Source organism: Mesorhizobium sp. 1M-11 (genome assembly GCF_001303895.1).
Lineage (GTDB): Bacteria > Pseudomonadota > Alphaproteobacteria > Rhizobiales > Rhizobiaceae > Mesorhizobium.
In genome coordinates this window covers 249,706-271,574 of sequence record NZ_LJSD01000051.1, presented here as the reverse complement: position 1 = coordinate 271,574, position 21,869 = coordinate 249,706, and the positions used below count along the sequence as shown (strand labels likewise).

General features: G+C 65.3%; 20 protein-coding genes. 7 read left to right on the top strand and 13 right to left on the bottom strand.

The window, feature by feature from the left end; all coding sequences use genetic code 11:
- The first annotated feature begins 3 nt into the window (after positions 1 to 3).
- Both AO692_RS22165 and ugpC read left to right on the top strand, forming a co-directional pair.
- On the top strand, positions 4 to 2,034 hold the full coding sequence (locus AO692_RS22165) for an aldo/keto reductase (protein WP_054312208.1): 2,031 nt from the start codon (positions 4 to 6) through the stop codon (positions 2,032 to 2,034).
- Positions 2,035 to 2,074: 40 nt separating this feature from the next.
- Positions 2,075 to 3,139, top strand: a complete 1,065-nt coding sequence (gene ugpC / locus AO692_RS22160) for a sn-glycerol-3-phosphate ABC transporter ATP-binding protein UgpC (protein WP_054312207.1) — start codon at positions 2,075 to 2,077, stop codon at positions 3,137 to 3,139.
- Positions 3,140 to 3,760: 621 nt separating this feature from the next.
- Here the strand turns inward: ugpC and AO692_RS22155 are convergent.
- The gene (locus tag AO692_RS22155) at positions 3,761 to 5,047 is read right to left on the bottom strand and encodes an FAD-binding oxidoreductase (protein ID WP_054312206.1); all 1,287 of its coding nucleotides are present in this window, start codon (positions 5,045 to 5,047) and stop codon (positions 3,761 to 3,763) included.
- 2 nt (positions 5,048 to 5,049) lie between these two features.
- Positions 5,050 to 6,408 (bottom strand): glutamine synthetase family protein, encoded by a 1,359-nt coding sequence (locus AO692_RS22150; RefSeq protein ID WP_054312205.1) that lies wholly within the window; start codon positions 6,406 to 6,408, stop codon positions 5,050 to 5,052.
- A gap of 207 nt (positions 6,409 to 6,615) precedes the next feature.
- On the opposite strand from AO692_RS22150, the gene AO692_RS33200 reads away from it, so the two are divergent.
- The gene (locus AO692_RS33200; RefSeq protein WP_161808111.1) at positions 6,616 to 6,930 is read left to right on the top strand and encodes a hypothetical protein; all 315 of its coding nucleotides are present in this window, start codon (positions 6,616 to 6,618) and stop codon (positions 6,928 to 6,930) included.
- A 52-nt stretch (positions 6,931 to 6,982) separates the two neighbouring features.
- On the opposite strand, the gene AO692_RS22140 is transcribed toward AO692_RS33200, so the two are convergent.
- Positions 6,983 to 7,594 carry a methyltransferase gene (locus AO692_RS22140; protein ID WP_054312203.1) on the bottom strand — a complete coding sequence of 204 codons (612 nt, stop codon included), beginning with the start codon at positions 7,592 to 7,594 and terminating at the stop codon, positions 6,983 to 6,985.
- Positions 7,595 to 7,621: 27 nt separating this feature from the next.
- Positions 7,622 to 7,777 carry a hypothetical protein gene (locus tag AO692_RS33400; protein ID WP_162839669.1) on the bottom strand — a complete coding sequence of 52 codons (156 nt, stop codon included), beginning with the start codon at positions 7,775 to 7,777 and terminating at the stop codon, positions 7,622 to 7,624.
- Positions 7,778 to 7,878: 101 nt separating this feature from the next.
- On the opposite strand from AO692_RS33400, the gene AO692_RS22135 reads away from it, so the two are divergent.
- Positions 7,879 to 8,799, top strand: coding sequence for a LysR substrate-binding domain-containing protein (locus AO692_RS22135; protein WP_054312202.1), 921 nt, complete (start codon positions 7,879 to 7,881; stop codon positions 8,797 to 8,799).
- Between the two features lie 12 nt (positions 8,800 to 8,811).
- Here AO692_RS22135 and AO692_RS22130 read toward each other — a convergent pair whose 3' ends face one another.
- Complete coding sequence (locus tag AO692_RS22130; protein ID WP_082407511.1) at positions 8,812 to 9,435, bottom strand: response regulator transcription factor; 624 nt, start codon at positions 9,433 to 9,435, stop codon at positions 8,812 to 8,814.
- Between the two features lie 282 nt (positions 9,436 to 9,717).
- Between AO692_RS22130 and AO692_RS22125 the strand changes: the two genes are divergently transcribed.
- Positions 9,718 to 10,143 carry a GNAT family N-acetyltransferase gene (locus AO692_RS22125; protein ID WP_054312200.1) on the top strand — a complete coding sequence of 142 codons (426 nt, stop codon included), beginning with the start codon at positions 9,718 to 9,720 and terminating at the stop codon, positions 10,141 to 10,143.
- A 213-nt stretch (positions 10,144 to 10,356) separates the two neighbouring features.
- Here AO692_RS22125 and AO692_RS22120 read toward each other — a convergent pair whose 3' ends face one another.
- A complete protein-coding gene (locus AO692_RS22120; protein ID WP_054312199.1) occupies positions 10,357 to 11,328 on the bottom strand; it encodes a hypothetical protein in 972 nt (323 codons plus the stop codon).
- A gap of 490 nt (positions 11,329 to 11,818) precedes the next feature.
- On the opposite strand from AO692_RS22120, the gene AO692_RS22115 reads away from it, so the two are divergent.
- Together AO692_RS22115 and AO692_RS22110 are read left to right on the top strand one after the other, a co-directional pair.
- Positions 11,819 to 12,145 (top strand): hypothetical protein, encoded by a 327-nt coding sequence (locus AO692_RS22115; RefSeq protein WP_054312428.1) that lies wholly within the window; start codon positions 11,819 to 11,821, stop codon positions 12,143 to 12,145.
- Positions 12,146 to 12,221: 76 nt separating this feature from the next.
- On the top strand, positions 12,222 to 12,530 hold the full coding sequence (locus tag AO692_RS22110) for a hypothetical protein (protein ID WP_054312198.1): 309 nt from the start codon (positions 12,222 to 12,224) through the stop codon (positions 12,528 to 12,530).
- Positions 12,531 to 12,742: 212 nt separating this feature from the next.
- Here the strand turns inward: AO692_RS22110 and AO692_RS22105 are convergent, their stop codons facing one another.
- The 7 genes from AO692_RS22105 to murQ all read right to left on the bottom strand — a co-directional run bounded on the left by AO692_RS22105 (position 12,743) and on the right by murQ (position 21,388).
- On the bottom strand, positions 12,743 to 13,858 hold the full coding sequence (locus AO692_RS22105; protein WP_054312197.1) for an anhydro-N-acetylmuramic acid kinase: 1,116 nt from the start codon (positions 13,856 to 13,858) through the stop codon (positions 12,743 to 12,745).
- Positions 13,855 to 14,892, bottom strand: a complete 1,038-nt coding sequence (locus AO692_RS22100) for a serine hydrolase (protein ID WP_054312196.1) — start codon at positions 14,890 to 14,892, stop codon at positions 13,855 to 13,857. Before AO692_RS22100 ends, AO692_RS22105 begins: the two co-directional genes overlap by 4 nt.
- A complete protein-coding gene (locus AO692_RS22095; RefSeq protein ID WP_054312195.1) occupies positions 14,889 to 16,679 on the bottom strand; it encodes an ABC transporter ATP-binding protein in 1,791 nt (596 codons plus the stop codon). Before AO692_RS22095 ends, AO692_RS22100 begins: the two co-directional genes overlap by 4 nt.
- A gap of 2 nt (positions 16,680 to 16,681) precedes the next feature.
- Entirely contained in the window at positions 16,682 to 17,515 is an 834-nt protein-coding gene (locus tag AO692_RS22090; protein WP_054312194.1) for an ABC transporter permease, read from the bottom strand.
- Positions 17,515 to 18,474 (bottom strand): ABC transporter permease, encoded by a 960-nt coding sequence (locus tag AO692_RS22085; protein WP_054312193.1) that lies wholly within the window; start codon positions 18,472 to 18,474, stop codon positions 17,515 to 17,517. Before AO692_RS22085 ends, AO692_RS22090 begins: the two co-directional genes overlap by 1 nt.
- Positions 18,475 to 18,891: 417 nt before the next feature.
- Positions 18,892 to 20,409: an ABC transporter substrate-binding protein gene (locus AO692_RS22080; protein ID WP_054312192.1), complete on the bottom strand. Its 1,518-nt coding sequence runs from the start codon at positions 20,407 to 20,409 to the stop codon at positions 18,892 to 18,894.
- 46 nt (positions 20,410 to 20,455) lie between these two features.
- A complete protein-coding gene (gene murQ / locus AO692_RS22075; protein ID WP_054312191.1) occupies positions 20,456 to 21,388 on the bottom strand; it encodes an N-acetylmuramic acid 6-phosphate etherase in 933 nt (310 codons plus the stop codon).
- Positions 21,389 to 21,869: the final 481 nt, after the last annotated feature.

The following is a 21,869-nucleotide window of genomic DNA, read 5'->3' as shown; positions in this document are numbered from 1 at the left end:
ATCATGAGCACGTCGAACAAGATCCGCTGGGGCATCATAGGGCCCGGCACCATTGCCAAAGCTTTTGCCGGCGGCGTCGCGCATTCGCGCAGCGGCGTGCTGGCGGCGATCGCCACGCGCGACCCCGAAAAGCCGGGCCTCGCCGAGGCCTTTCCCGGCGCTCGCATCCTGCGGGGTTACGATGCGCTGCTCGATGATCCGGCCGTCGATGCCGTCTACATCGCCACGCCGCACCCCGGTCATGCCGAATGGGCTATCAAGGCGCTCGAGGCGGGCAAGCATGTGCTGGTCGAAAAGCCGATGGGGCTGACCGCCTTCGAGGCGGATGCGATGATGCATGCCGCCCGCAAGGCCGGCCGGTTTCTCGGCGAAGCCTATATGTACCGCCTGCATCCGCAGACCCTGAAACTGGTCGAGCTGATCAAGGCCGGCGCCATCGGCGAGGTGCGGCTGATCCGCTCCAGCTTCGGCTATGCGATGCCGTCCGTCATGCCCGAGCATCGGCTTTATGCCAATGAGCTGGCCGGCGGCGGCATCCTCGATGTCGGCGGCTATCCGGTTTCCATGGCCCGCCTGATCGCCGGTGCCGCGGCGGGCAAGCCGTTCCTCGATCCCGAAAGTGTTGCCGGTGCCGGCCATCTCGGCGCGACCGGCGTCGACGAATGGGCTTCGGCACTCCTCAGATTCGCTAACGGGATCGTTGCCGAGGTTTCCTGCTCCATCTCGCTCACCCAGGACAATGTGCTGCGTATCTTCGGCACGAAGGGGCGCATCGAGGTTGCCGATTTCTGGTTTGCCTCCGGCAAGCAGGGCGGCACCGGCCATATCGACGTCATCACCGCCGACGGCAGGCAGGTCGTCGAGGTCCGCGAGCAGGGCTGGCTCTATTCCTTCGAAGTCGATGCGGCGGGCGACGCCATCCTGGCAGGCGGGCAGGAATTTGTCTGGCCGGGCATGGGCTGGGCCGACAGCCTGGGCAATCTGCGCGTCATGGACAGATGGCGCGCCGCGATCGGCCTCGAATACGGCATCGAGAAAGCCGGCGGGCGCCCGAACACGATCTCGGGCCGCAAGCTTGCCCGCAACGGCACGCGTATCCCCAGACGTCAGATACCGGGTGTCACCAAGCCGTCTTCCGTGCTCGCTCTGGGCTTCGAGGATTTCCGCACCTTCTCGTCCGGCGCGATCCTGCTCGATGCCTTCTTCGAAGCCGGCGGCAATCTCTTCGACACGGCCTTCGTCTATGGCGGCGGCTATACCGAGAAACTGTTCGGCGAATGGCACCGCAATCGCGGCACCCGCGCGGAGTCGGTGATCATCGGCAAGGGCGCCCACACGCCGTTCTGCACGCCCGACGCGATCGGCAGGCAGCTCACGCAGTCGCTCGACCGGCTGCAGACCGATCATGTCGACCTCTATTTCATGCACCGCGACAATCAGGAGGTGCCGGTCGGCGAATTCGTCGACGCGATGGATGCCGAGGTGCAAGCGGGCCGCATCCGTGGTCCGTTCGGCGGCTCCAACTGGTCGCGCGAGCGCATGGCGGCGGCAATCGACTATGCCGAAAAGAACGGCAGGCAGGCTCCCGGTGCATTGTCGAACAATTTTTCGCTGGCCGAGATGCTGGTGCCGATCTGGGACGGCTGCGTCGCCTCGTCCGACGCTGCCTGGAGGCAGTGGCTGATCCAAAGGCAGATGCCGAATTTTGCCTGGTCGAGCCAGGGGCGCGGCTTCTTCACCGAGCGTGCCGGCCGCGACAGGCTGGACAGCGAGGAACTGGTGCGGGTCTGGTATTCCGAGGACAATTTCGCCCGGCGCGACCGGGCGATCGAACTGGCCGGCCGCCTCGGCAAGAGCCCGATCCACGTGGCGCTGGCCTATGTGCTCGCGCAGCCTTTCCCGTCCGTCCCGCTGATCGGCCCAAGGACATTGGCCGAGCTGGACGACAGCCTGCGGGCGCTCGACATAACGCTGTCGGAAGCGGATCTCGACTGGCTGGTCAACGGGCCGGCGCCACAGCGCAAGGCCGGTTGAATTCGTCCAAAAGCATCTGTTGAGCAGGGAGAGCCATGCATTGAGCGCAATCGAGCTGAAGACGGTCAGGAAATCCTTTGGCGTGGTCGACGTCATCAACGGCGTCGATCTCGCCATCGAATCCGGCGAGTTCTGCGTTTTCGTCGGCCCGTCCGGCTGCGGCAAGTCGACCCTGCTGCGTATGATCGCCGGCCTGGAGGATGTCACCGGGGGTGACGTGTTCATCGAGGGCAGGAGGGTCAACGCGATAGAGCCCGGCGATCGCGAACTCGCCATGGTCTTCCAGTCCTATGCGCTCTACCCGCACATGACCGTCGAGCGGAACATGGGTTTCGGCCTCGCCATGAACGGCATGGCCAAAGCCGACGTCGAGAAACGCGTCGCCGAGGCCGCGGCCGCGCTGCAGCTGCAGCCGCTGCTCAAGCGCAAGCCCTCTCAGCTTTCCGGCGGGCAGCGCCAGCGCGTTGCCATCGGCCGCGCCATCGTGCGCCACCCAAAGGCTTTTCTGTTCGACGAGCCGCTGTCCAATCTCGATGCGGAACTCAGGGTGCAGATGCGCGTCGAGATCACCAAGCTGCACCGGCAGCTCGGCGCCACCATGATCTACGTCACGCATGACCAGGTCGAAGCGATGACCATGGCCGATCGCATCGTGGTGTTGCGCCGCGGCGTCATCGAACAGCAGGGCCGCCCCATCGATCTCTACCGCGATCCCGACAACGCGTTCGTCGCCGGCTTCATCGGCTCGCCGAAGATGAATTTCTTCAAGGGCACCATGCGTCCCGATGGCACGATCGGTCTTGCGGAAACCGCATTCGCACCCGCCCTGTCATCCAGGCCCGGCAGCGACCAGCAGGTGACGGTCGGCCTGCGGCCGGAGCATTTCGAGATCGGGGCCGAAGCCGGCGTTGCGCTCACGATGGAGATCGACCTGATCGAGAACCTGGGCGGCAATTCGATCTGGCACGGCCGCTTGTCCAGCGGCGAAAAACTCCTGGTCGAACGCCGTGGCTATCACGATCAGGGCCTTGGCTCTTCCGTGCCGATTTCGTTTCGGCCGGATGACGCGCTGATCTTCGGCCACGACGGCAGGAGGCTACGCTGATGCCGCAGCGCTGACGATTGGCGAAATCCTTGGCGTCTTCTCCCATTCCATCGGATATGGCGCTAGCTAAGGCCCCCTCTCCGTCTCGGGCTTCGCCCGAGCCACCTCTCCCCGCCTCCGGCAGGGGCGAGGAATCGCTGCCGCAATGCAGCGTTTGTCCGACTGGGTTCCTCGCCCCCATGAAATGGGGGAGAGGTGGCGCCTACGGCGGCTTAGCCGCCGGAGAAGCGGTGACGGAGAGGGGGAATTCATACGCCTCCGTCAACAGCAGTTCCTGCGCGGGACGAAGCGTGCGGTTTCTGCCGACTCGGGCCTTCTTATCCCAGGGCGGGAAGCAGCCAGCCGAGGATCGCCGTCACGGTGAACCCTGCAGCTATGATGACGAGTGCAAATCCAAGGAATGGAGGACGCTCGTCCTCGCGGGCAGATCGTGGAGCCAGGGCTGCACGGCTTTGAGCGATCATAAGTGATACTCCCCAACATCACTCCTGCACTGAACGCTAGCAACCAAACCCTAACATTGCATTAGACCGTGCTTAGATGAGTGCGTGCCAATCCGGCCGGGATGTCCGAGAGAACTGGCGGGGACACAAGGCCCTCGCCAGCTTGCTTGCCCTGGGCTCAGTGCTTCAGCCGGTCGCGCATGGCGTACCACAGCATGCCGAGTACATAGAGCGGCCCGCGCAGCGCGGCGCCTCCGGGGAACGGCATCGGGTTCAGCCCTTCGAACAGCGAGAAGCGGCCTGTCTCTCCGCTCATCGCCTCGACCAGCAGCTTGCCGGCCAGCGTCGACAGGATGACGCCCTTGCCGGAATAGCCATGCGCGAAATAGACCTCGCCGTCGCGGCCGACATGCGGAAAGCGCGACGTGGTCACCGACACCAGGCCGCCCCAGGCATAGTCGATCCGGCGGCCCTTGAGCTGCGGGAAGGTCTGTTCCATATGCGGGCGCACGAAGGCCTGGATGTCGGCGGGTGGGCTCGGCGTGTAGCGCTCGCCGCCGCCGAACAGCAGGCGCCCGTCGGCCGAGAGCCTGTAGTAGTTGACGACGAAACGCGAGTCCGAGACGGCAGCGTTGCTGGGGATGATCTCCCCGGCGTCGGCCAACGGCTCGGTGGCGACGATATAGTTGCCGACCGGCATGATGCGGCTTTCCACACGCGCATCGATGCCGGCGAGCAGGGAATCACCGGCCAGTACGGCATGGCGGGCGCGCACCGCGCCCTTTGCCGTCTCGACCCTGATGCCGCCGCGTCGGTCGAGCCGCAGCGCCGGTGAGCCCTCATGGATCGTCACCCCCGCGGCGGCTGCCGCGCGGGCCAGCCCCAGCGTGTAGTTGAGCGGGTGCATGTGGCCGCCCAGTGCGTCGAAGAACGCCCCCTTGTAGCGCGAGGCGACCGCGTCGAAGGATTCCGACGCGGACAGGATGCTGGCGTGCGGATAGTCCATCACCGAAGCCAGGCATTCGACCTCGCGCTCGAACCAGGCCATGTCGCCGTCGCTGACCGCGCAGACGAGGTGGCCGGTTTTCCTGAGGTCGCAGTCGATGGCATGGCGCTCGATCATCTCGAGCACCAGCCCCCACGCCTCGAAGGCGAGGTCGAACAACGCCTTGGCGCGCTCGCGGCCGTAGAGCTTGACCAGCTCTTCCGCTCCCTTGCGCAGGCCGACGATCATCTGCCCGCCATTGCGCCCGGAGGCGCCCCAGCCGACGCGACCGCCTTCCAGCAGCACCACCTTCAGTCCGCGCTCGGCGGCGTGCAGTGCCGCTGAAAGCCCGGTGCAGCCGCCGCCGACCACGACGAGGTCGGTGTCGACCTCGCCGGCGAGCGGCGCATGATGCGGCGCCGGACTGGCCGTCGCCGCATAGTAGGACCGCTCCATATCAAGACCGGAATTGAAGCCCATGATCACACCCTCCCGAAGAGGTGATCGCGCTCCCAGGCGGTGATGACGCCCTGGAAGTTGTCGAGCTCGACCTGCTTCAGGCGCAGGAAGGCGTTGGTGAACGTATGGCCGAGCAACCGGCGTACCGGCTCGCAACCATCGAGGCGCGCCAGCGCATCCTCCAGCGTGCGCGGCAAATCGGGCTTGATCGTGTAGGCATTGGCTGGCGCTTCCGCCCGCCGTTCCAGCCCCTCTTCGATGCCGAGATAGCCGCACAGCAGCGATCCGGCCATGGCGAGATAGGGATTGGCGTCGGCGCCCGGCAGCCGGTTCTCGACGCGCCGGCCGATGCGTTTCGAGCCAGGTACGCGCAGGCCGCAGGTGCGGTTGTCGCGCGCCCATTCGACATTGTTCGGTGCGCTGAACCCCGGCTTCAGCCGGCGGAACGAGTTCACATTGGGCGCGAACAGCGGCATGGCCTGCGGCACATAGGCCTGCAGCCCGCCGATGAAATGCGAGAACAGCGTGCTGTCGCCGTCATCCGCGTCGGCGAACAGGTTGACGCCGCTTGTCCCATCAACCACCGACATGTGCAGGTGCATCGAGCTGCTGGCCTGCTCGGCGATGGGCTTGGCCATGAAGGTGGCCGCCAGCCCGTGCTCGCGCGCCACTTGGCGAACCAGTCGTTTGAACAGCAGCACCTGGTCGGCAAGCCGCAGCGGGTCGCCATGCTTGAAGTTGATCTCGAGCTGGCCGGGGCCGGTTTCGTGGATCATCGTGTCCAGCGGCAGCGACATCACCCCGGCCTGCCGGTAGATCTCGTCGATGACCGGCTGGAACTCGCCGAGCGCTTCCATGTCGTAGGGTGCCGCCGAAGTCTCGGCGCGACCGGAAACGCCGACAGGCGCGCCGGGCGGAATGGTCGGGTCCGGGTTCGGCGCGGTGAGATAAAATTCCAGTTCCGGTGCCATCACCGGTCGCCAGCCGCGCGCCTCAAAGAGCGCGATCACCGACTTCAGCACCTGTCGCGGCGACGACGGCCACGGCGTGCCGTCCTGGGCAAAGGCATCGCAGAAGACATAAGCTCTTGTTGGGGTTTGGCCGGGTCGGGTTCCCGCCGCCAGGCAAAGGCTGGCGAGGTCGGGCTGGAGCCGCATGTCGGCATCCTGGTAGGCGCTTTCGTCATCGATGGCGCCGGTGTAGTGGCCGGTCACCGCCACCATGAAGGCGCTGTTCGGCAGCATGATCGCGGCATCGTCGGGCGCCGCCAGCAGTTTCGGTGCAGGCACGATCTTGCCGCGCAGCACACCATTCATGTCAGGTACCAGGCACTCGACTTCCGAGATCGCCTGTTGTTCGAGCCAGTTCGCCGTATCAGTCATGTCCCACCACTTCTATGCGCCAATCTGAAATCTTGTCCGAGATCGCGAGCAGGTCGGTGGGCAGAGGGCCGGAGCGGGGGCGCAGGTTGTCGAAGTGCATTGTGCTCTCCTGGGTTGGGTCGTGTTTGAGATATGCCGGAATCGGCAGCGCGAACTGCGCCGGGATTTGTTGCCATGCCTGCCGCATAGGCCGCAAGCCATGCACGCATGGCATCGTATGGTGCAGGCGAGCGTCAGCTTCCGGTGATCGGGCTAAAGCAATTCCAGGAAAAGTGTGTAGCGGTTTTCCGTCCGGAATTGCGTGAAAACAACGGGCAATTCCAGGAAAAGTGCGTAGCGGTTTTCCGTCCGGAATTGCGTGAAAACAACGGGCAATTCCAGGAGAAGTGTGCAGCGGGTTTCCGTCGGGAATTGCGTAGAAACAAAGAGCTGGAGCGTTCCCGTCAAAAACGGAAACGCTCCGGCGATCGGTGCTTTTGCATCCGCCTTCGCGTCGCCCGCGTTCGAGTAATCGAAACATGAACGGGTGCAGTTCGACGCAACGATGCAGCCTTTTCAGGCCGCCACCGGCAGCTCAGGACCCCTTCACGGCCAGGAAGGATATCCATTCTTCGCCATTGCCGGTGTTGACGGCAAACTCGTCCCAGACAACGGCCATGCCGGCGTCTTCGAGGAGCCGCGCGAAGTCGTCGCGGCGCCAAAGGACGGTCTGGTACTCGCCGTTCTTCTCGCCATCGCCGTGGCGCATCGAGACCAGGAAGACGCCGCCGGGCCGCAGGGACTGCGCGACCTTGCCGAGAACCGCTTCGATCTCGGCGCGACGGACATAGAACAGGACGCAGAGCGCGACCACCGCATCATAGGGTCCGCCCAGTTCGTCGGCGACGACGTCGAGAAGATCGGCTTGCTTGCCGCGTGCCGCCTGGATCTCGAGGAAGCGTCGCGTCGCATCGGTGCGCCTTAGATGCAGGCCTAGATCTTCCAGAAAGTCTGCTTCGCGTCCGGCGCCGGAACCGATTTCCAGGATCTGGCCGTCCGTGCCGACTTCAGCCGCGAGACGCTTCAGCGCTGCCTGGACGCGTTCGATCGGCTCGCTGCCGACGATCTCGTCATACCGGTCCGCGTAGGCTTCATACATATCGATGACCTGGCGGCTCTGCTTCAAGGCTTCCGCGGCGATGGTCATGATGGATACTCCCCCTCAGGCAACAGTTCAGAAAGCGGCGTTGCCGTCGAGCAGGCCGATATCGCGCTTGAGGTAATCCGGCAGGTCGCTGCGGGCGAGCAGGTCCTGTGGGCGTGGCTTGAACGGGGCGAGCAACAGGCGGGCGAGGGGACGACGAGGCGAAAGGTGCAAGAGCGTGGTCATGACTAGTTCCTTTCTGTGATCTGATGAAAGGATATTGCTCCTGGCCGCGCTTCATTTCCAATCGAACGTCGAGTAGCATGCATGAGGAGGATTGATGCGTCATGAGCTGGAAGCTGCCCCCTCTCGGAGCCGTCCGGGTGTTCGAAGCCGCGGCCAGGCTTGGAAGTTTTACCAAGGCTGCCGACGAGCTCGGCATGACGCAGTCTGCGGCGAGCCACCAGATCAAGCTCCTGGAGGAACGCGCCGGAACGCCGCTTTTCATACGGAAAACAAGGCAGATAGAGCTTACCGAGGCCGGCGCGCGGCTGGCACCCGAGGCCTCGTCGGCCTTCGCGACGCTGGCCGATGCCTGGCTGGCGACGAAGGGTGGGGCGGGCGGCGTTCTCTCCGTCTCGACGATGCAGACCTTCGCGTCGAACTGGCTCGCAGTTCGCCTTGGAACATTCCAGCTGATGCATCCCGAACTTGCCGTGAAGGTCGAGACGTCGCCCCGGCTTGTCGATTTCACCCGCGAGGCGACCGATGTCGGCATCCGCACCGGAAGCGGCAGCTGGCCGGGCCTCACCGCGCACTATCTCTTCAAGGCGGACTATTGTCCGATGATCAGCCCGCGCCTTGCGGAAAGCGTCGGCGGCATCCACACGCCGGAAGACCTCTACAAGGTGCCGCTCTGCTGCGCCGACGATCCGTGGTGGAAGATCTGGTTCGAAGCGGCGGGCGTGCCATATGATATCGATCGGGCCATCCATGGGCCGGACCTTGGGTCGCAAGTCTATGACGCAATGGCGGCGATCACCGATCAGGGTGCGGCGATCCTCACGCGCAATCTCTACGGTGCGCTCGTCGCGAAGGGCCAGCTGATCCAGCCTTTCGAGGCGATGGGTTCGGACGGCGACGGCTACTGGCTGGTCTATCTCGAGAGCCGCCGCAACAGCGCACGCATCAAGGTCTTCCGCGACTGGATTCTCAACCAGACCGAGGAAGCCCGAAAGCTGGAAAGCCGTCTGCCTCCGTCCCGTTGATTCTGGCGTCAGTCAGAACCGCGGGTAGAGGCCGGTGCTGATCGCCTTCGCCACTGCCGCGGCGCGCGTCTCCACCTCCAGGAACCGCAGCACCGCCGAGACATGGATGCGAACGGTGAAGGGCGAAATGTTGAGCGCGCGGCCGATTTCCTTGTTCGACCGGCCTTCCGCCATCAGGTCGAGTATCTCGCGCTGGCGCGGTGTCAACTCGCCCCGGTTGCGGGACGAGGGCGCAGTCGGCCGTCCGGCCGGAGCGCCGGCGACGATCGCCTGCAACGCCTCGGCGATCTCCTCCGGCGTGGCCGACTTGCCGATATGCCCGTCGGCGCCATTGGCGACGACATTGCCGATCATCCTGCGGTCGTCGAGGGAGGAGACGAAGATGATCGAGGCGTACGGAAATTCGCCGCGCAGCCAGCGCGCCGAAAAGACCGGATCGTAATCCGGGCACAGGAAGTCCAGGACGATCAGCTCGGGGTCGACCTCGCGCCGCGCCATCAGGCTTTCCAGGTCGCTGGCAACATAAAGCTCTGCCTGGGGGAACGTGCCCCGCACGATCCGCAGCATCGCTTCCCTGAAGATCGGTTGTCCGTCCGCGACGACTATTCTTTTTGGCGAGGAACGCGCAGAATCCATCATGCTTCTTGATACACCTGCCGGTTCGTCGGAGCTGTTCAATTGACCGACCAGCGGTATCAGACCGCCGTCCCGGCGCGAAGCATTCTCGACTAGCACATGTGGACTAATCCTGCGCCTCGCGGGGGGCCGCTGCCCGCGTCGGCTTTGGAGTCGGGCGTCCATCTGCGGGTGAGGTCTCGTTCCCGGCACGGGCAATGGTCCGCGCCGTTGAAGCCGATGACAAAGGCCGCTACACCCGCTGCTGCACAGGCATGGCGCCGTCGCTGGCAAGGTTACCGGATGAAGATCGAAGTCACCGACACACCCGATCCTTTGGCGCTTGCGCTGGTCGGCGACAACCTCTCGGCGTTCAATGTCCAGGATGTCGGTCCGGCGGAAAGGCGTGCCCTGGCCGTTCTGGTCCGCGACCGGGGCAAGGTGGCGGCCGGCATCTCGGGCTACACAGCCTGGGGCTGGCTTTACGTGCAGTGGCTGTGGGTGGATGAGAGCCTGCGCGGCCAGAACATGGCTGCGAGGATGCTGCAGGCGGCTGAAGACGAGGCCACGGCGCGCGGCTGCCATGGCGCCTATATCGATACCTTCAATCCGACTGCCCTGAAGGTCTATCAGCGCCAGGGCTATCAACCATTCGGAACGCTGCCGGATTTCCCGAAGGGCCGGACGCGGACGTTCCTGGCGAAGGGGCTCAACCCACCGGAAGCCTAGGCCGCTTCCCCGTCCCACGGAAACGGCGCCTTGCTGGATGGGTTAAGCTTGGAGACGGCGGAGGGGTTAGGAGTGGGGGTCTTCGACGGACACGATATTGCAGGAACTCGGTCATCCCCGACGCTCTCCGCTCCCTGCGGTCGCTTCGAGGTCGAGGATGACGGAGTTACGCCTTGGCCAGCGATGCGTCCGCGGTCGTCAATTCCGGCACGTTCACGTGTTGCTGGAATCCGAAGCCGTGGGGAACCGGCGGGCGAATTCCTTTTCGTTGCCGGCCGCCAGAAGCTTGGCCTGCTCGACCCAGCGCTCACGCGCGATGCGCCCGTCGAACTGGAGATAATCCTCCACCCGCTTGATGTCGGCCGCCGTCCAGCCCGCGATCTGGGCAAAGGTGGTGATGCCGTGTTCCTTCAGGCGGCGTTGATTGACAGGCCCGATGCCGATCAGACGACGCAGGTCGTCTGCGCCCGACGGCTTGGCTGATTTCGCCTTTGCCGTCTTGGGCGCTGCCGCTTTTGCCGGCTGGGATGTTGCTGCCTTGGCCGGCTTGGATGCCGCCGTCTTGGCTGCTGGCGCCTTGGCCGGCTTGGAGGCAACCGCCGCGGCTGGCTTCGCCGCAACTGCCTTGGCTTGCGCCGGCTTGCTGGAGGTCGCGGCCTTCGTCGGCTGCGATGCCGCCGCCTTGGCTGGCTTGGATGCTACCGCTGTGCTCGGTTTCGACGCGGCTGCCTTCGCCGGTTTGGCCGGGGCTGCGGTCGCCACTTTTGATGCGGCTGCCGTGGCCGGCTTTGACGCCGCCGCTGCGGCTGGCTTGGATGCTGCCGTCTTGGGTGCAGCCGCTTTTGCCGGCTTGGCTGCAGCTGCCGTGGCTGGCTTCGCAGCTTTGGCTTGCGCCGGCTTGGCGGGGGCCGCGGAAACCGTTGCCGATGAAGCCCGCAGTGGAGCCGCAGAAGACGAGGCGGATTTCGCCTCGCGCAATTGACGCTCCAGATCGGCGCGCGCGTTGGCGCAGGTTTCCAGATCGCCGGTCAGGCGTTTCGCGTCGGATTTCAACTTGTCGCGCTCGTTGCGGATGCTTTCGAGATCGCCTCGTGCACGCGCAAGCTCATCACGCAGACGCCCCCACAAAAACCAGCCGATCAACAAGCCGACAATGAAAGCCAAGAGCACATAGAAAAAAGTCATTACTTCTCTCCTGCGAGTAATCGTTCCTCAAAAAAGATCTTCGGCACGTCATCCTGCGGCAGAGTGGCCGCAAAAGGAAAGGCGTCCATACTAAAATCTATCAAACCAGAAACTTATAAACCGGAAACTTGGTTCATGTACACGCATGCCCGTTCCTCGGTGTTGCGATGCGGGTTCCCGACCCTCTTCACTTTCTGCGACTCGATGATCCCGTCGCCATCGACTCAGCTCCGATCGTGCGTGGCTGTCTCTCCGGATCCCTGGAATTCGTGTGAGGCGCGGGCCAGATTAAAACATGATAATTTTACTCCAGTTTGTATTCCCAGAACCGGATTTGCGTTGTAAGGTCGGTGATGTCGCTCAGGTGTGACCCCACCGCGACATCAACGCTCAGCACCTGGCAGCGTTGGTCGCTGTCTTGGGCGGAATGCCATCGTTCTCAAGGAGATCGGCCGGGCGACGTGGCTATGCATGGATAGGAATGGGCGGCATGATCAACTACAGGCCCGCCGGCGCCCCGGGCGCCCCCTTCGAACACGGCGGATTGACTGGAGAAGCGAGCCATCTCCGCGAGTCCATCGCGGCCCTGGAGACCTCGTTGTCCCGGCTTCACCAGGCCAAGCGCGTCGCCGATGAAAGCCTGCGCCGCGCGCAGGATGCGCCGGGCCCCCATACCTCCGAAAACTCGATCTTCGTGGCGCTGTGGGAATCGCATCTCGGCGACCGGGAGATGCTGTTCTCGGCAATGCGGCAACTCGACCATGCGCGCCAGGCGCTGGACAGCACCGGAATCAGCGAGCCCGACAGGGCCGATTGATCGACAGCAGTTCCACACAAGCGCATCGCAGCCCATCGCCACGTCCGCTTCCCGCAATCCAGACAATGAGTACGTGATGCATACGGAAACCGAACGTCGACAGGATGAAGCCGAGGCACGGCTCCGCGCGATGATCCTGAAGGAACTGTGCGAGGCCATGCACGCCACCAATCTGCCGCCGCTGGCGGTGCTGCGGCTGGCGGCGCGCTCGATCGGCTCGATCTACCGGGAGATGGCGGATGCTCATCTCGGCTTCGACCGTTGCGCATGCGGCTGGCGACCGCACACGACGGACGTGGAGCTTCTCTGCATGGCGTTGATGACGGCCTGCACGCAGCGTCGAAGCGCCGATCTGCGGCTGATGCGCGTCGAGGGCAATGCGTGAGGATGGAGCGATCGACTCTCCAAGCAACGAACCCCCACCCCTAACCCCTCCCCTCAAGGGAGAGGGGAACTTGGCATGCGGCAGCTTTCCCTCCCCCTTGAGGGGAGGGGTTAGGGGTGGGGGTATTCGACAGGCTCGATGTCGCAGAACTCGGCCGTCCCCGACCGCTTCCCTTCGATCGCTCCGCGCCCGAGGATGACGGCGCTCCCGGTCTAGCCGGCGATGCGGCCGCCGGTCATCGGTTCGGGCACGCCGGTGGTGCTGGGGAAGCTGATCGGCAGGCCGCGCAGTGCCCGCACCGCCAGGAAGGCGAAACACTCGGCCTCGACGGCATCGCCGCGCCAGCCGAGCGTGTCGGCGGAAACCGCATCGACACCCGCCCTCTGTTTCAGCATGGCCATGAATGTCGGATTGTGGCGCCCGCCGCCCGAAACGAACAGCGTCTTCGGCCGCCGTGGCAGAAGGTCCAGCGCCTTGCCGACACAGGCCGCGCTGAAGGCGGTGAGCAGGGCGGCGCCGTCTTCGTTGCCCAGGCCGTCGGCCATGGCGGCGGTGAAGTCGAAACGGTCGAGCGACTTCGGATAGGGTGCGGCGAGATAAGGATGCTCGAGCAGCTTCGCAAGCCGCGCCTCGTCCACCTTGCCTTTGGCGGCAAGCGCGCCGTCACGGTCCATCTCGCCCAGCCCGCGTGCCTTGATGAAATCGTTGATCGGCGCATTGGCCGGCCCGGTGTCGAAGGCGACGATATCGCCCTTGCCGTCCCACCAGGTGACGTTGCCGACACCGCCGAGATTGAGGATGGCACTGTCGCCGCTGGCGCCGGCAGTGCCCAAAAGCGCCGCATGGTAGGCGGCTGCCAGCGGTGCGCCCTGGCCGCCGGCGCGGACATCGGCGGTGCGGAAATCATAGACCACCTTGGTGCCGAGGATGGCGTGCATCAGGGCACCGTCGCCGAGCTGGCGTGTGTCGCCCAAGCGGTTCTTTTGCGGACCGCGATGCAGCACGGTCTGGCCATGGAAGCCGATCGCGCCGATATCGGCCATGTCCATGCCCGCCTGCTCGACCACCTGCTTCACCGCGGCCGACTGGGCGCGGGTGAGCGCTTCTTCGGCCTCGGCAAAGATGGCAGGTTCCGATCCTTCGAAATCCCAGATGCGGGCGGCTGCCTGCGCCTCCTCCAGCATGGTGCGGATCGACGGCGCATAGGGGACCAGCGCATAGGCGCCAAAGGTCTCGATCGTCTCGCCGTCGGTCTTGAGCAGCGCAACGTCGATATTGCCGTCGAGCACGGTTCCGGTCATCAGTCCGACCGACCAGATGGGGGTCATTGTTCTGCTCCGTTGAAGTCGCCGTCATGGCGACAGATGAAGTCGCCGACAAGGCGGCGAAGGTCTGCGATGCCGCTGTCGAAATGGCGGGTGGGGTGGATGCGATTGGTCAGCAGGGTCCAGGCGTCACCGGCGTCGAAATCGACCCACAGTCCGGTTCCGGTGAAGCCGGTGTGCCCGATGGTGGCGGCGCTGCAATGCGCGCCACCCGACCAGCCGTCATAGGCATGTTCCCAGCCATGCGTGCGCTTGTCGGAGAGCGGCGTGCGCATCAGGGTGATGGCTTCGTGCGAAGCGCCGGTGCCGTCGAGCAGGCTCTGCGCGAAGTCGAGCACGGCGCTGGCGGTGCCGAACAGTCCGGCATGGCCGGCCCCCTGCAGTGCCGAACAATTGTCGTCATGCACCTCGCCGCTCAGGACGCGGTGGCGCCAGGTGCAGTCCTCGGTCGCGGCCGACTGTTCGGGGGCGGCCGAGAAAGCGAAGCCCGGGCCGGCGTCCATCGCGCGGATCGTCTGACCCGACAGGCGCTCCATGGCGAAGCCCAGCAGGATGAAGTTGATGTCGGAATAGACCGATGCGCTCCTGTGCCATTCGCGCTGCAGCACGAAAGCCCGCAGCAGGTCGGGGTCGCGACCATAGGTGTAGATCGGTGCCACGGCGGGGAAGGGCGTCTGGTGCCCGAGGCATTGGCGGAAGGTGACCTGCCGTTCCCAGCAATCGGCATCGTATTGGCGCAGGTCCGGCAAGGCCGTCGTCAACGGCGCATCGAGATCGATGACGCCGGTCTCCGCGAGCGCCAATATGCGCGGCGTGGTGAAGATGACCTTGGTGAGCGAGGCGAGGTCGAACCAGGTGTCCTCGCGCATCGCGCGTTCGGATGGCACGCGCTGCGCGAGCCCCGTGGCGCGGGTGAGCCGCTGGCCGTCGCGTGTCACCAGCCCCAGCACGCCTCCCGGGATGTGGTTCGTTTCCACCGCCTGCCGCAACGCGCCAAAGGCCCGGTCGAAACGCCGCCGGAGGTCGTCGGTCCTCATCCTTGCAATTCTCCCTCGGCGCGCACCTTGTGGTCGTGCCCGAACTGAAGCCAGTTCGCCGGCGCCGGTTCATAGCCGAGCGGCCGCACCAGCGAAGGCACCTGCCTTGTGTCCAGCTCGAAATGCTGCCGGCGCCGGTCAATCGTCGGCACCGCCTCGATCAGCTTCCTGGTGTAGGGATGCCGGGGGTTCGACAGCACCGATCTGGCGTCGCCGATCTCGACGATCTGGCCGGCGAACATCACGGCGACACGATGTGCGATCCGTTCCACCACCGCCATGTCGTGCGAAATGAACAGATAGGCAAGACCGTATTCGCGCTGCAGGTCGACCAGGAGTTCGAGCACGCGCGCCTGCACCGACACGTCGAGCGCCGATACCGCCTCGTCCAGCACCACGACCGAAGGGTTTAGCATCAGCGCGCGCGCGATGCACAGCCGCTGGCGCTGGCCGCCGGAGAACTGGTGCGGATAGCGCGTCAGGCTGTCCTGCGGCAGGCCGACGCGTTTCAGCAGCGCCGCCATCCTGTCGCGGACGGCGGCGTCGATGCGCTGGCCGGCGGCGATCACCGGCTCGGCCAGGATCTGCTCGACGCTGAGGCGCGGGTTGAGCGAGGCGTAGGGATTCTGGAACACCATCTGCACCGGCAGGCGGCTTTGCCTGGCCGCATGCGCGTCGACGGTGAAGGCGCCGCGCGTCGGCGAGACGAGGCCGAGCACGGCGCGCGCCGTGGTCGATTTGCCCGAACCGCTTTCGCCGACGATCGCCAGCGTCTCGCCCGTCATCAGCTCGAAGCCGACACCGTCCACCGCATGCACCGCGCCGAAGGGCCGGCCGAGCCAGCCGCTCTTCATGGGGTAGCGCACGACGAGGTCGTCGACCTTTAGCGTCGGTTTGGGCAGCGTCGGCCTGGCCGCTTCGGATTTCTCCCCGGCTTGCGTGCGCGTGCCATCCGTCCGCGCCGCGCTGCCGCCGGAAAAATGCGGCACGGCGTGCAGCAGATGTTTCGTGTAGGGGTGCTGGGGATGGTCGAGGATCTGGCTCAACTCGCCCTGTTCGACGGCGCGGCCATCCTGCATCACCATCACGCGGTCGGCTATGCCGGCCACCAGCCCGATGTCGTGGCTGATGAAGATCATCGACATGCCGGTTTCGCGTCTGAGCTCCGCCAGCAGCGCCATGATCTGCGCCTGCACCGTGACGTCGAGCGCGGTGGTCGGCTCGTCGGCGATCAGCAGGCGCGGGTTGCAGGCCAGCGCCATGGCGATCATCACCCGCTGCAGCATGCCGCCGGAAAGCTGGTCCGGCGTCGCCACCAGCCGGCGCTCGGCATCGGGGATGCGGACACGCTCCAGCGCTTCACGCGCCGCGGCCCTGGCCTGCCTGCCGCTCAGACCGCGATGCAGCTGGAACGCCTCCTCGATCTGGCTGCCGATGGTGAGTACCGGGTTCAGCGAGGTCATCGGCTCCTGGAAGATGACGCCGATCTCGGCGCCGCGGATCTTGGTCAATTCGCGTGTGTCGGCGGTACCGATATCGATGATGCTGCCGTCGGCGCGCGTGAGTTCGATCGTGCCGCCGGTGATGCGCCCGCCGGCATAGTCGATCAGCCGGTTGGTCGAGAGCGCGGTGACGGATTTGCCCGAGCCGCTTTCGCCGACGATGGCAAGCACCTCGCCGACACCGAGCTCGAAGTTAATGCCGTGCACGACTTCCTTGGCATCGCTGCCGCGGCCGAAACTCACATGCAGGTCGCGGACCGAAAGGATCGGTTTCGTCTGCGCCATCCTCACGCCCTCCTCGTCTTGGGGTCGAGGATGTCGCGCAGCGCGTCCCCCAGCAGGTTGAAGCCGAGGATGGAGAGCATGATCGCCAGCGCCGGGAAGGCGAGCAGCCAGGGCGCCTGCTCCATCAGGTTGCGGCTGTCGCTCAGCATCAGGCCGAGCGACGAGGTTGGCGGCTGGGTGCCCAGGCCGAGGAAGGAGAGGCCGGCCTCCGTCAGCAGCGCCCAGGCCAGCGCCAGCGTCACCTGCACGGTCAGCGGCGCGACGAGATTGAGCAGCAGGTGCCGGGTCAGGATGTAGAAGCGGCTCGAGCCGAAGGTGCGCGCCGCGTCGACGAAGTCGCGTGTCTTGAGCGACAAAGCGGGGCCGCGCACGACGCGCGTGAAGATCGGCGTATAGACGATGGCGATCGCCATCACGCTGGTCCAGGTGCCGGGGCCGATGATCGTCACCACCAGCAGCGCCAGCAGGATCGCCGGGAAAGCCAGCAGCACATCCATCAGCCGCATCAGGACCGTGTCCCAGCGCCTGCCGTACCAGGCCGCCGTCAGGCCGAGCACCGTGCCGGCGAGCGCCGCGGCGGCGACCGAGAAGAAGGCGACGGTGAAGGACTGGCCGATGCCTTTCATGAGGCGGCTGGCGACGTCGCGGCCGAACAAATCCGTACCCATCCAGTGCGAGGCCGAAGGCCCGTGCAGCCGCACGATGCGGTACTGCATCAGCGGATCGTGCGGGGTGAGGCCGAACGCGCCGAGCAGGGCAATGACGAGATAGACGAGCACGATCACGCCGCCGATGCGGCCGCTCGGATGCGCGAAGACGGCCTTGACCATGCCCATCACCGGCCCTCCAGGCGGATGCGTGGGTCAAGCGCCACATAGGCGAGGTCGACCAGAAGGTTCACGATCATGAAGTTGAGGGCGACGAACAGCACCGAACCCTGCACCAGCGCATAGTCGCGCTGCTGGATCGCCTCCAGCACCATGCGGCCGAGGCCGGGCAGCGCGTAGATCTGTTCGACGATGACCGCCCCACCGAGCAGGTAGCCGAATTCGATGCCGCTCAGCGTCACCACCGGCACCAGCGCATTCGGCAAGGCGTGCCGCCAGATCACGCGCCGCTCCGGCGTGCCCTTGGCGCGTGCCGTGCGCACATAGTCGTCGCTCAGCACGTCGAGCATGGCCGAGCGCGACACGCGTGTCACCGACGCCGCGAAGGCGAAGCCCAGCGTGATCGCCGGCAGGATCATCTGGCCGAGGTTCTGCAGCGGATCCTGCCACAGCGGCGTGAAGGCGCCCATCGTCGGCAGCACGCCGAAGCCCGCCGACAGGATGTAGATGAGCACCAGGCCGACGACGAAGCTCGGCGTCGACTGGCCGATCATCGCGGCGACGCGCACCGAAAGATCGGCCGGGCGCTCGTTGCGCGTGGCGGCAAAGACGCCGGCCGGCACGCCGATCGCCAGCGCGATCAGCATCGACAGCAGCGCCAGCTCCAGCGTCAGCGGGAAATGCTCGAGGATGACCCTCAGCACCGGCTTACCGTAGGTTGCCGAAATGCCGAGGTTGCCGGAGAACAGGCCGGTGAACCAGTGCCAGTACTGCACCGGCCAGGGTTGGTCGATGCCGAAATAGACGGCGAGCGATTCACGCTGCTGCGGCGTCAGCAGGCCGGCTTCGGTGCCCAGCATCGCCGTGATCGCATCGCCCGGTACGAGGCGGATGGCCACGAAGACCACGATCGAGACCCCGATCAGGACCAGGGGAAAGGCTGCAAGGCGCCGTATCAGATAGTTCACGGGTTGCCCCTGTATCGACTTTGGAACCGGGCCCCTTTGCCGGGAGCATCGGTGTCGAGGTGGTGGATGCCTCTGGGGCGGTCGCGGGGGAGGGCTGTCGCATGTGGCGTTGCAACACCCCCTCTCCGTCTCGGGCTTCGCCCGATCCACCTCTCCCCCGCTTCACGGGGGCGAGGAACCCCAAGCTGGATAGATGCCGGCGCCGCAACTGCGGTTCCTCGCCCCTGCCGAAGGCGGGGGAGAGGTGGATCGGGCGAAGCCCGAGACGGAGAGGGGGAACTCATACGCGATTGCCTTGATGAAATGGGGAGAGGTGCGTCGCCCACGGCGGCTTCACCGCCGCCAGTGCGAGGCGGAGAGGGCAAAGGAGAGGAGGTACGCGCCTCCTCACCCGATTGCCCTTCCCGCTGCCGGCGATCATTCTCCGATGGTCACCTTGCCGAGACTGGCCAGCGAGCCGGTCGGCATCGGCACGAAGCCCTTCACGTTCTTCTGCTGCGCCGTATAGCCATAGGAGGTGTAGAGCCATACCCAGGGCGACTTCTCGGCGAGCTGCTTCTCGAAGTCGGTGAAGATCGCCTTGCGCTTGTCGCGGTCGGTCTCGGCCCGGCCTTCCTGCAGCGCCTTGTCCAGCGCATCGTCGGCGAAGTTGGAGACCTTCTGCAGATTGCCGTTCTTCGTCCAGTAGCGGTTGTACATGGTGTAGGGATCGGGCCGTCCGCCGTTCAGCGCCACGGCCATGTCGAAGTCGCCCTTCAGCCAGGTGTCGACATAGACGTTGAGCTCCATCATCTTGATGTCGAGCTTCACGCCGATTTCGGCGAGCTGTGACTGCAGCACCTGCGCTTCGGCCGCTGCCGTCGGCGGCTCGCCTGTGGCGGCGATCACCGTCGCGGTGAAGCCATCGGCCATGCCGGCGTCGGCCATCAGCTTCTTGGCCTTCTCGACGTCGCGCTGGTAGCAGAACAGCGAGTTCGGGTCGGACGCGAAGAAGGGCATGGTCAGCGGGCCGGTCACCTTGCCTTCGCCGAGCGAGGCCGTGTCGAGGACGGCCTGTCGGTCGACGGCGCAGGAGATCGCCTGGCGCACGGCAAGCTCGTTCATCGGCTTGCGCGCCGGGTTGAGCTGCAGCACGTGATAGGCCAGCACCGGCGCGCGGTTGAGCTGCAGCTTGGGCTCGTTCGGCACCAGCGTGGCGATCAGCGGGTCGTTGAGCAGCGCGAAGTCGATCTGTCCGGTGCGCATCGCCGCCAGGATCGCGGTCTCATCTGGCAGCACGCTGATTTCGATGCCTTCCAGCCCCGTCGGGCCGCCGGCCCAATCCTTGTTGGCAACCAGCACTTCCTTGGAGTTCGGGTCCCAGCGTTCCAGCTTGAACGGACCGGAACCGACCGCCTTGGTGCCGATGGTGCCGGCCTGGATTTCGCTCGCCGGGACGATTGCCGAATTGGTGTCGGTCATCGCCGTCAGGATCGGCGCATCGGGCTGCGACAGCTTGAAGACGACGGTTTCGGCATCCGGCGTTTCGATGCTGGCGATCGACAGGTAGTTGGCGCGGTTGGCCGCACCCGTCTTCTCGTCGAGGATGCGCTCGAAGGATGCCTTCACATCCGCCGGCGTGACGGTGGCGTCGTTCTGGAATTTCGCCTTGGGGTCGAGCTTGAACGTCAGCTCCTTGGCGTCGGCGGAGAATTGCCAGCTCTTGGCGATGCCCGGCACGATCTGCAGGTCGGCATCGAGCCGCACCAGCGGCTCGTAGATGAGTTCGAGCAGGCGCAGCGACGAGAACGCGGTCTGCTTGTGCGGGTCGAGGCCGGTCGCATCCTGCGCCCAGGCCATGCGCAGCTTGGCCGCGTCGGCGGTGCCGGCGAGTGCCGTCGCGCTCAGCATGGCGGCTAGAGCTAAACCCGTGAGGCGCGTTAGTCGATTGCTCATGTCATCCTCCCTTGTCGTTCTTGTTGGCCGATCTTCTTGCCCGCCCCTACATGGGCGAGGCCCCGTTGTGCTCGATCGCTTTTCGCAGGAAGCCCCCCGCACCTTCCAGCGCAAACCGCGCCTCGGCAGGGTTCATCCCCGTCATTGTGACGAGGATCGCCAGTTTCACGTCATTGTGGGTCTGGGCAAGGGCCGCTTCGGCTTCCTCCAGCGTGCAGTCGGTCGCCTGCATGACGATGCGCGCGGCACGCGCCACCAGCTTCTTGTTGGATGCTTTGAGGTCGACCATCAGGTTCTGGTAGGTCTTGCCGATCTTCACCATGCTGGCGGTGGTCAGCATGTTCAGCACCAGCTTTTCTGCGGTGCCGGATTTCATGCGGGTGGAGCCCGTCAGCACTTCCGGGCCGACGACCGGCGAGATGGCGATGTCGGCGATCGCGGCGATCGCCGAATGCGGATTGCAGGACAGCGCGACGGTGGTCGCGCCGACCTTCCTGGCATGGTTGAGCCCGCCGACGACGTAGGGCGTGCGCCCGCTCGCGGCGATGCCCACCACGACGTCCTTGTCGGTGAGGCCGATCTCGGCCAGCGCCTCGGCGCCCCTGGCCTGGCTGTCCTCCGCACCCTCGGTTGCCTTCAGCAGGGCGTCGTAGCCCCCGGCGATCAGCCCGACCACCATGGTCGGCGGCACGCGGAAGGTGGGCGGGCATTCGGAAGCGTCCAGCACGCCGATGCGGCCGCTGGTGCCGGCGCCCATATAGACGAGGCGGCCGCCCTTGGCGAAGGCTTCGGCGATGCGGTCCACGCTGGCGGCGATCTCGGGGATCACCTTCTCGACCGCGTAGGCCACGCCCTTGTCTTCGTCATTGATCCTGCGCAGGAGCTCGACCGTCGGCAGGAGATCCATGTCCATGGTGCGCGGGTTCCGCTCCTCGGAAACCAGCCGCTCCAGCTCCGTTATCAAGCCTTTTTCAGACACGGCTTTCACCCTTGCATTGCTCACATCGGGAAGTACCGGTCCGGTAGCATCCCGTTAACCATTTAGAATGCATTATTCCTTTCTGTCAATGCAGATTGGAATTGAATATTCCTGTCTTGGAGCGTGCAGACGGCTTCATTTGGCGCCCTAGCCAATTGTCACCCCGGCGTGACGGGGATATCGTCCGGCACCTGCTTTGACCTGGCGCGCTGGCATCGGCGTTCGGACATTCCACCAGCGTTCCGGAATGGATCCCCGACACTCTCTGCTCCCTGCGGTCGCTCCGAGGTCGAGGATGACGGCTTCATTTGCTGCCGGCGCTAATTGTCAATTTCGGTAAGCTGGCGTCGACTAAGTGTCATCACCGATGTTAGGCCAGGCAGTCCCACGTCACCACGAACATCGACGTCATCACTGACGTTCGGGAATAGCCGAGGCGCCCTTTACCTCCGTCATCCTCGACCTCGTAGGGAGCGCAGCG

Excerpts from the sequence above, each read along its gene's own strand:
- AO692_RS22120 (WP_054312199.1), bottom strand. The coding sequence starts at position 11,328 with ATGACTTTTTTCTATGTGCTCTTGGCTTTCATTGTCGGCTTGTTGATC.
- AO692_RS22135 (WP_054312202.1), top strand. The coding sequence starts at position 7,879 with ATGAGCTGGAAGCTGCCCCCTCTCGGAGCCGTCCGGGTGTTCGAAGCC.
- AO692_RS22100 (WP_054312196.1), bottom strand. The coding sequence starts at position 14,892 with ATGAGGACCGACGACCTCCGGCGGCGTTTCGACCGGGCCTTTGGCGCG.
- AO692_RS22115 (WP_054312428.1), top strand. The coding sequence starts at position 11,819 with ATGATCAACTACAGGCCCGCCGGCGCCCCGGGCGCCCCCTTCGAACAC.
- AO692_RS22165 (WP_054312208.1), top strand. The coding sequence starts at position 4 with ATGAGCACGTCGAACAAGATCCGCTGGGGCATCATAGGGCCCGGCACC.
- AO692_RS22130 (WP_082407511.1), bottom strand. The coding sequence starts at position 9,435 with ATGGATTCTGCGCGTTCCTCGCCAAAAAGAATAGTCGTCGCGGACGGA.
- AO692_RS22095 (WP_054312195.1), bottom strand. The coding sequence starts at position 16,679 with ATGGCGCAGACGAAACCGATCCTTTCGGTCCGCGACCTGCATGTGAGT.
- AO692_RS22150 (WP_054312205.1), bottom strand. The coding sequence starts at position 6,408 with ATGACTGATACGGCGAACTGGCTCGAACAACAGGCGATCTCGGAAGTC.
- AO692_RS22110 (WP_054312198.1), top strand. The coding sequence starts at position 12,222 with ATGCATACGGAAACCGAACGTCGACAGGATGAAGCCGAGGCACGGCTC.
- AO692_RS22155 (WP_054312206.1), bottom strand. The coding sequence starts at position 5,047 with ATGGGCTTCAATTCCGGTCTTGATATGGAGCGGTCCTACTATGCGGCG.
- AO692_RS22090 (WP_054312194.1), bottom strand. The coding sequence starts at position 17,515 with ATGGGCATGGTCAAGGCCGTCTTCGCGCATCCGAGCGGCCGCATCGGC.
- AO692_RS22105 (WP_054312197.1), bottom strand. The coding sequence starts at position 13,858 with ATGACCCCCATCTGGTCGGTCGGACTGATGACCGGAACCGTGCTCGAC.
- AO692_RS33400 (WP_162839669.1), bottom strand. The coding sequence starts at position 7,777 with ATGACCACGCTCTTGCACCTTTCGCCTCGTCGTCCCCTCGCCCGCCTG.
- AO692_RS22140 (WP_054312203.1), bottom strand. The coding sequence starts at position 7,594 with ATGACCATCGCCGCGGAAGCCTTGAAGCAGAGCCGCCAGGTCATCGAT.
- AO692_RS22125 (WP_054312200.1), top strand. The coding sequence starts at position 9,718 with ATGAAGATCGAAGTCACCGACACACCCGATCCTTTGGCGCTTGCGCTG.
- AO692_RS22080 (WP_054312192.1), bottom strand. The coding sequence starts at position 20,409 with ATGAGCAATCGACTAACGCGCCTCACGGGTTTAGCTCTAGCCGCCATG.
- AO692_RS33200 (WP_161808111.1), top strand. The coding sequence starts at position 6,616 with ATGGCATCGTATGGTGCAGGCGAGCGTCAGCTTCCGGTGATCGGGCTA.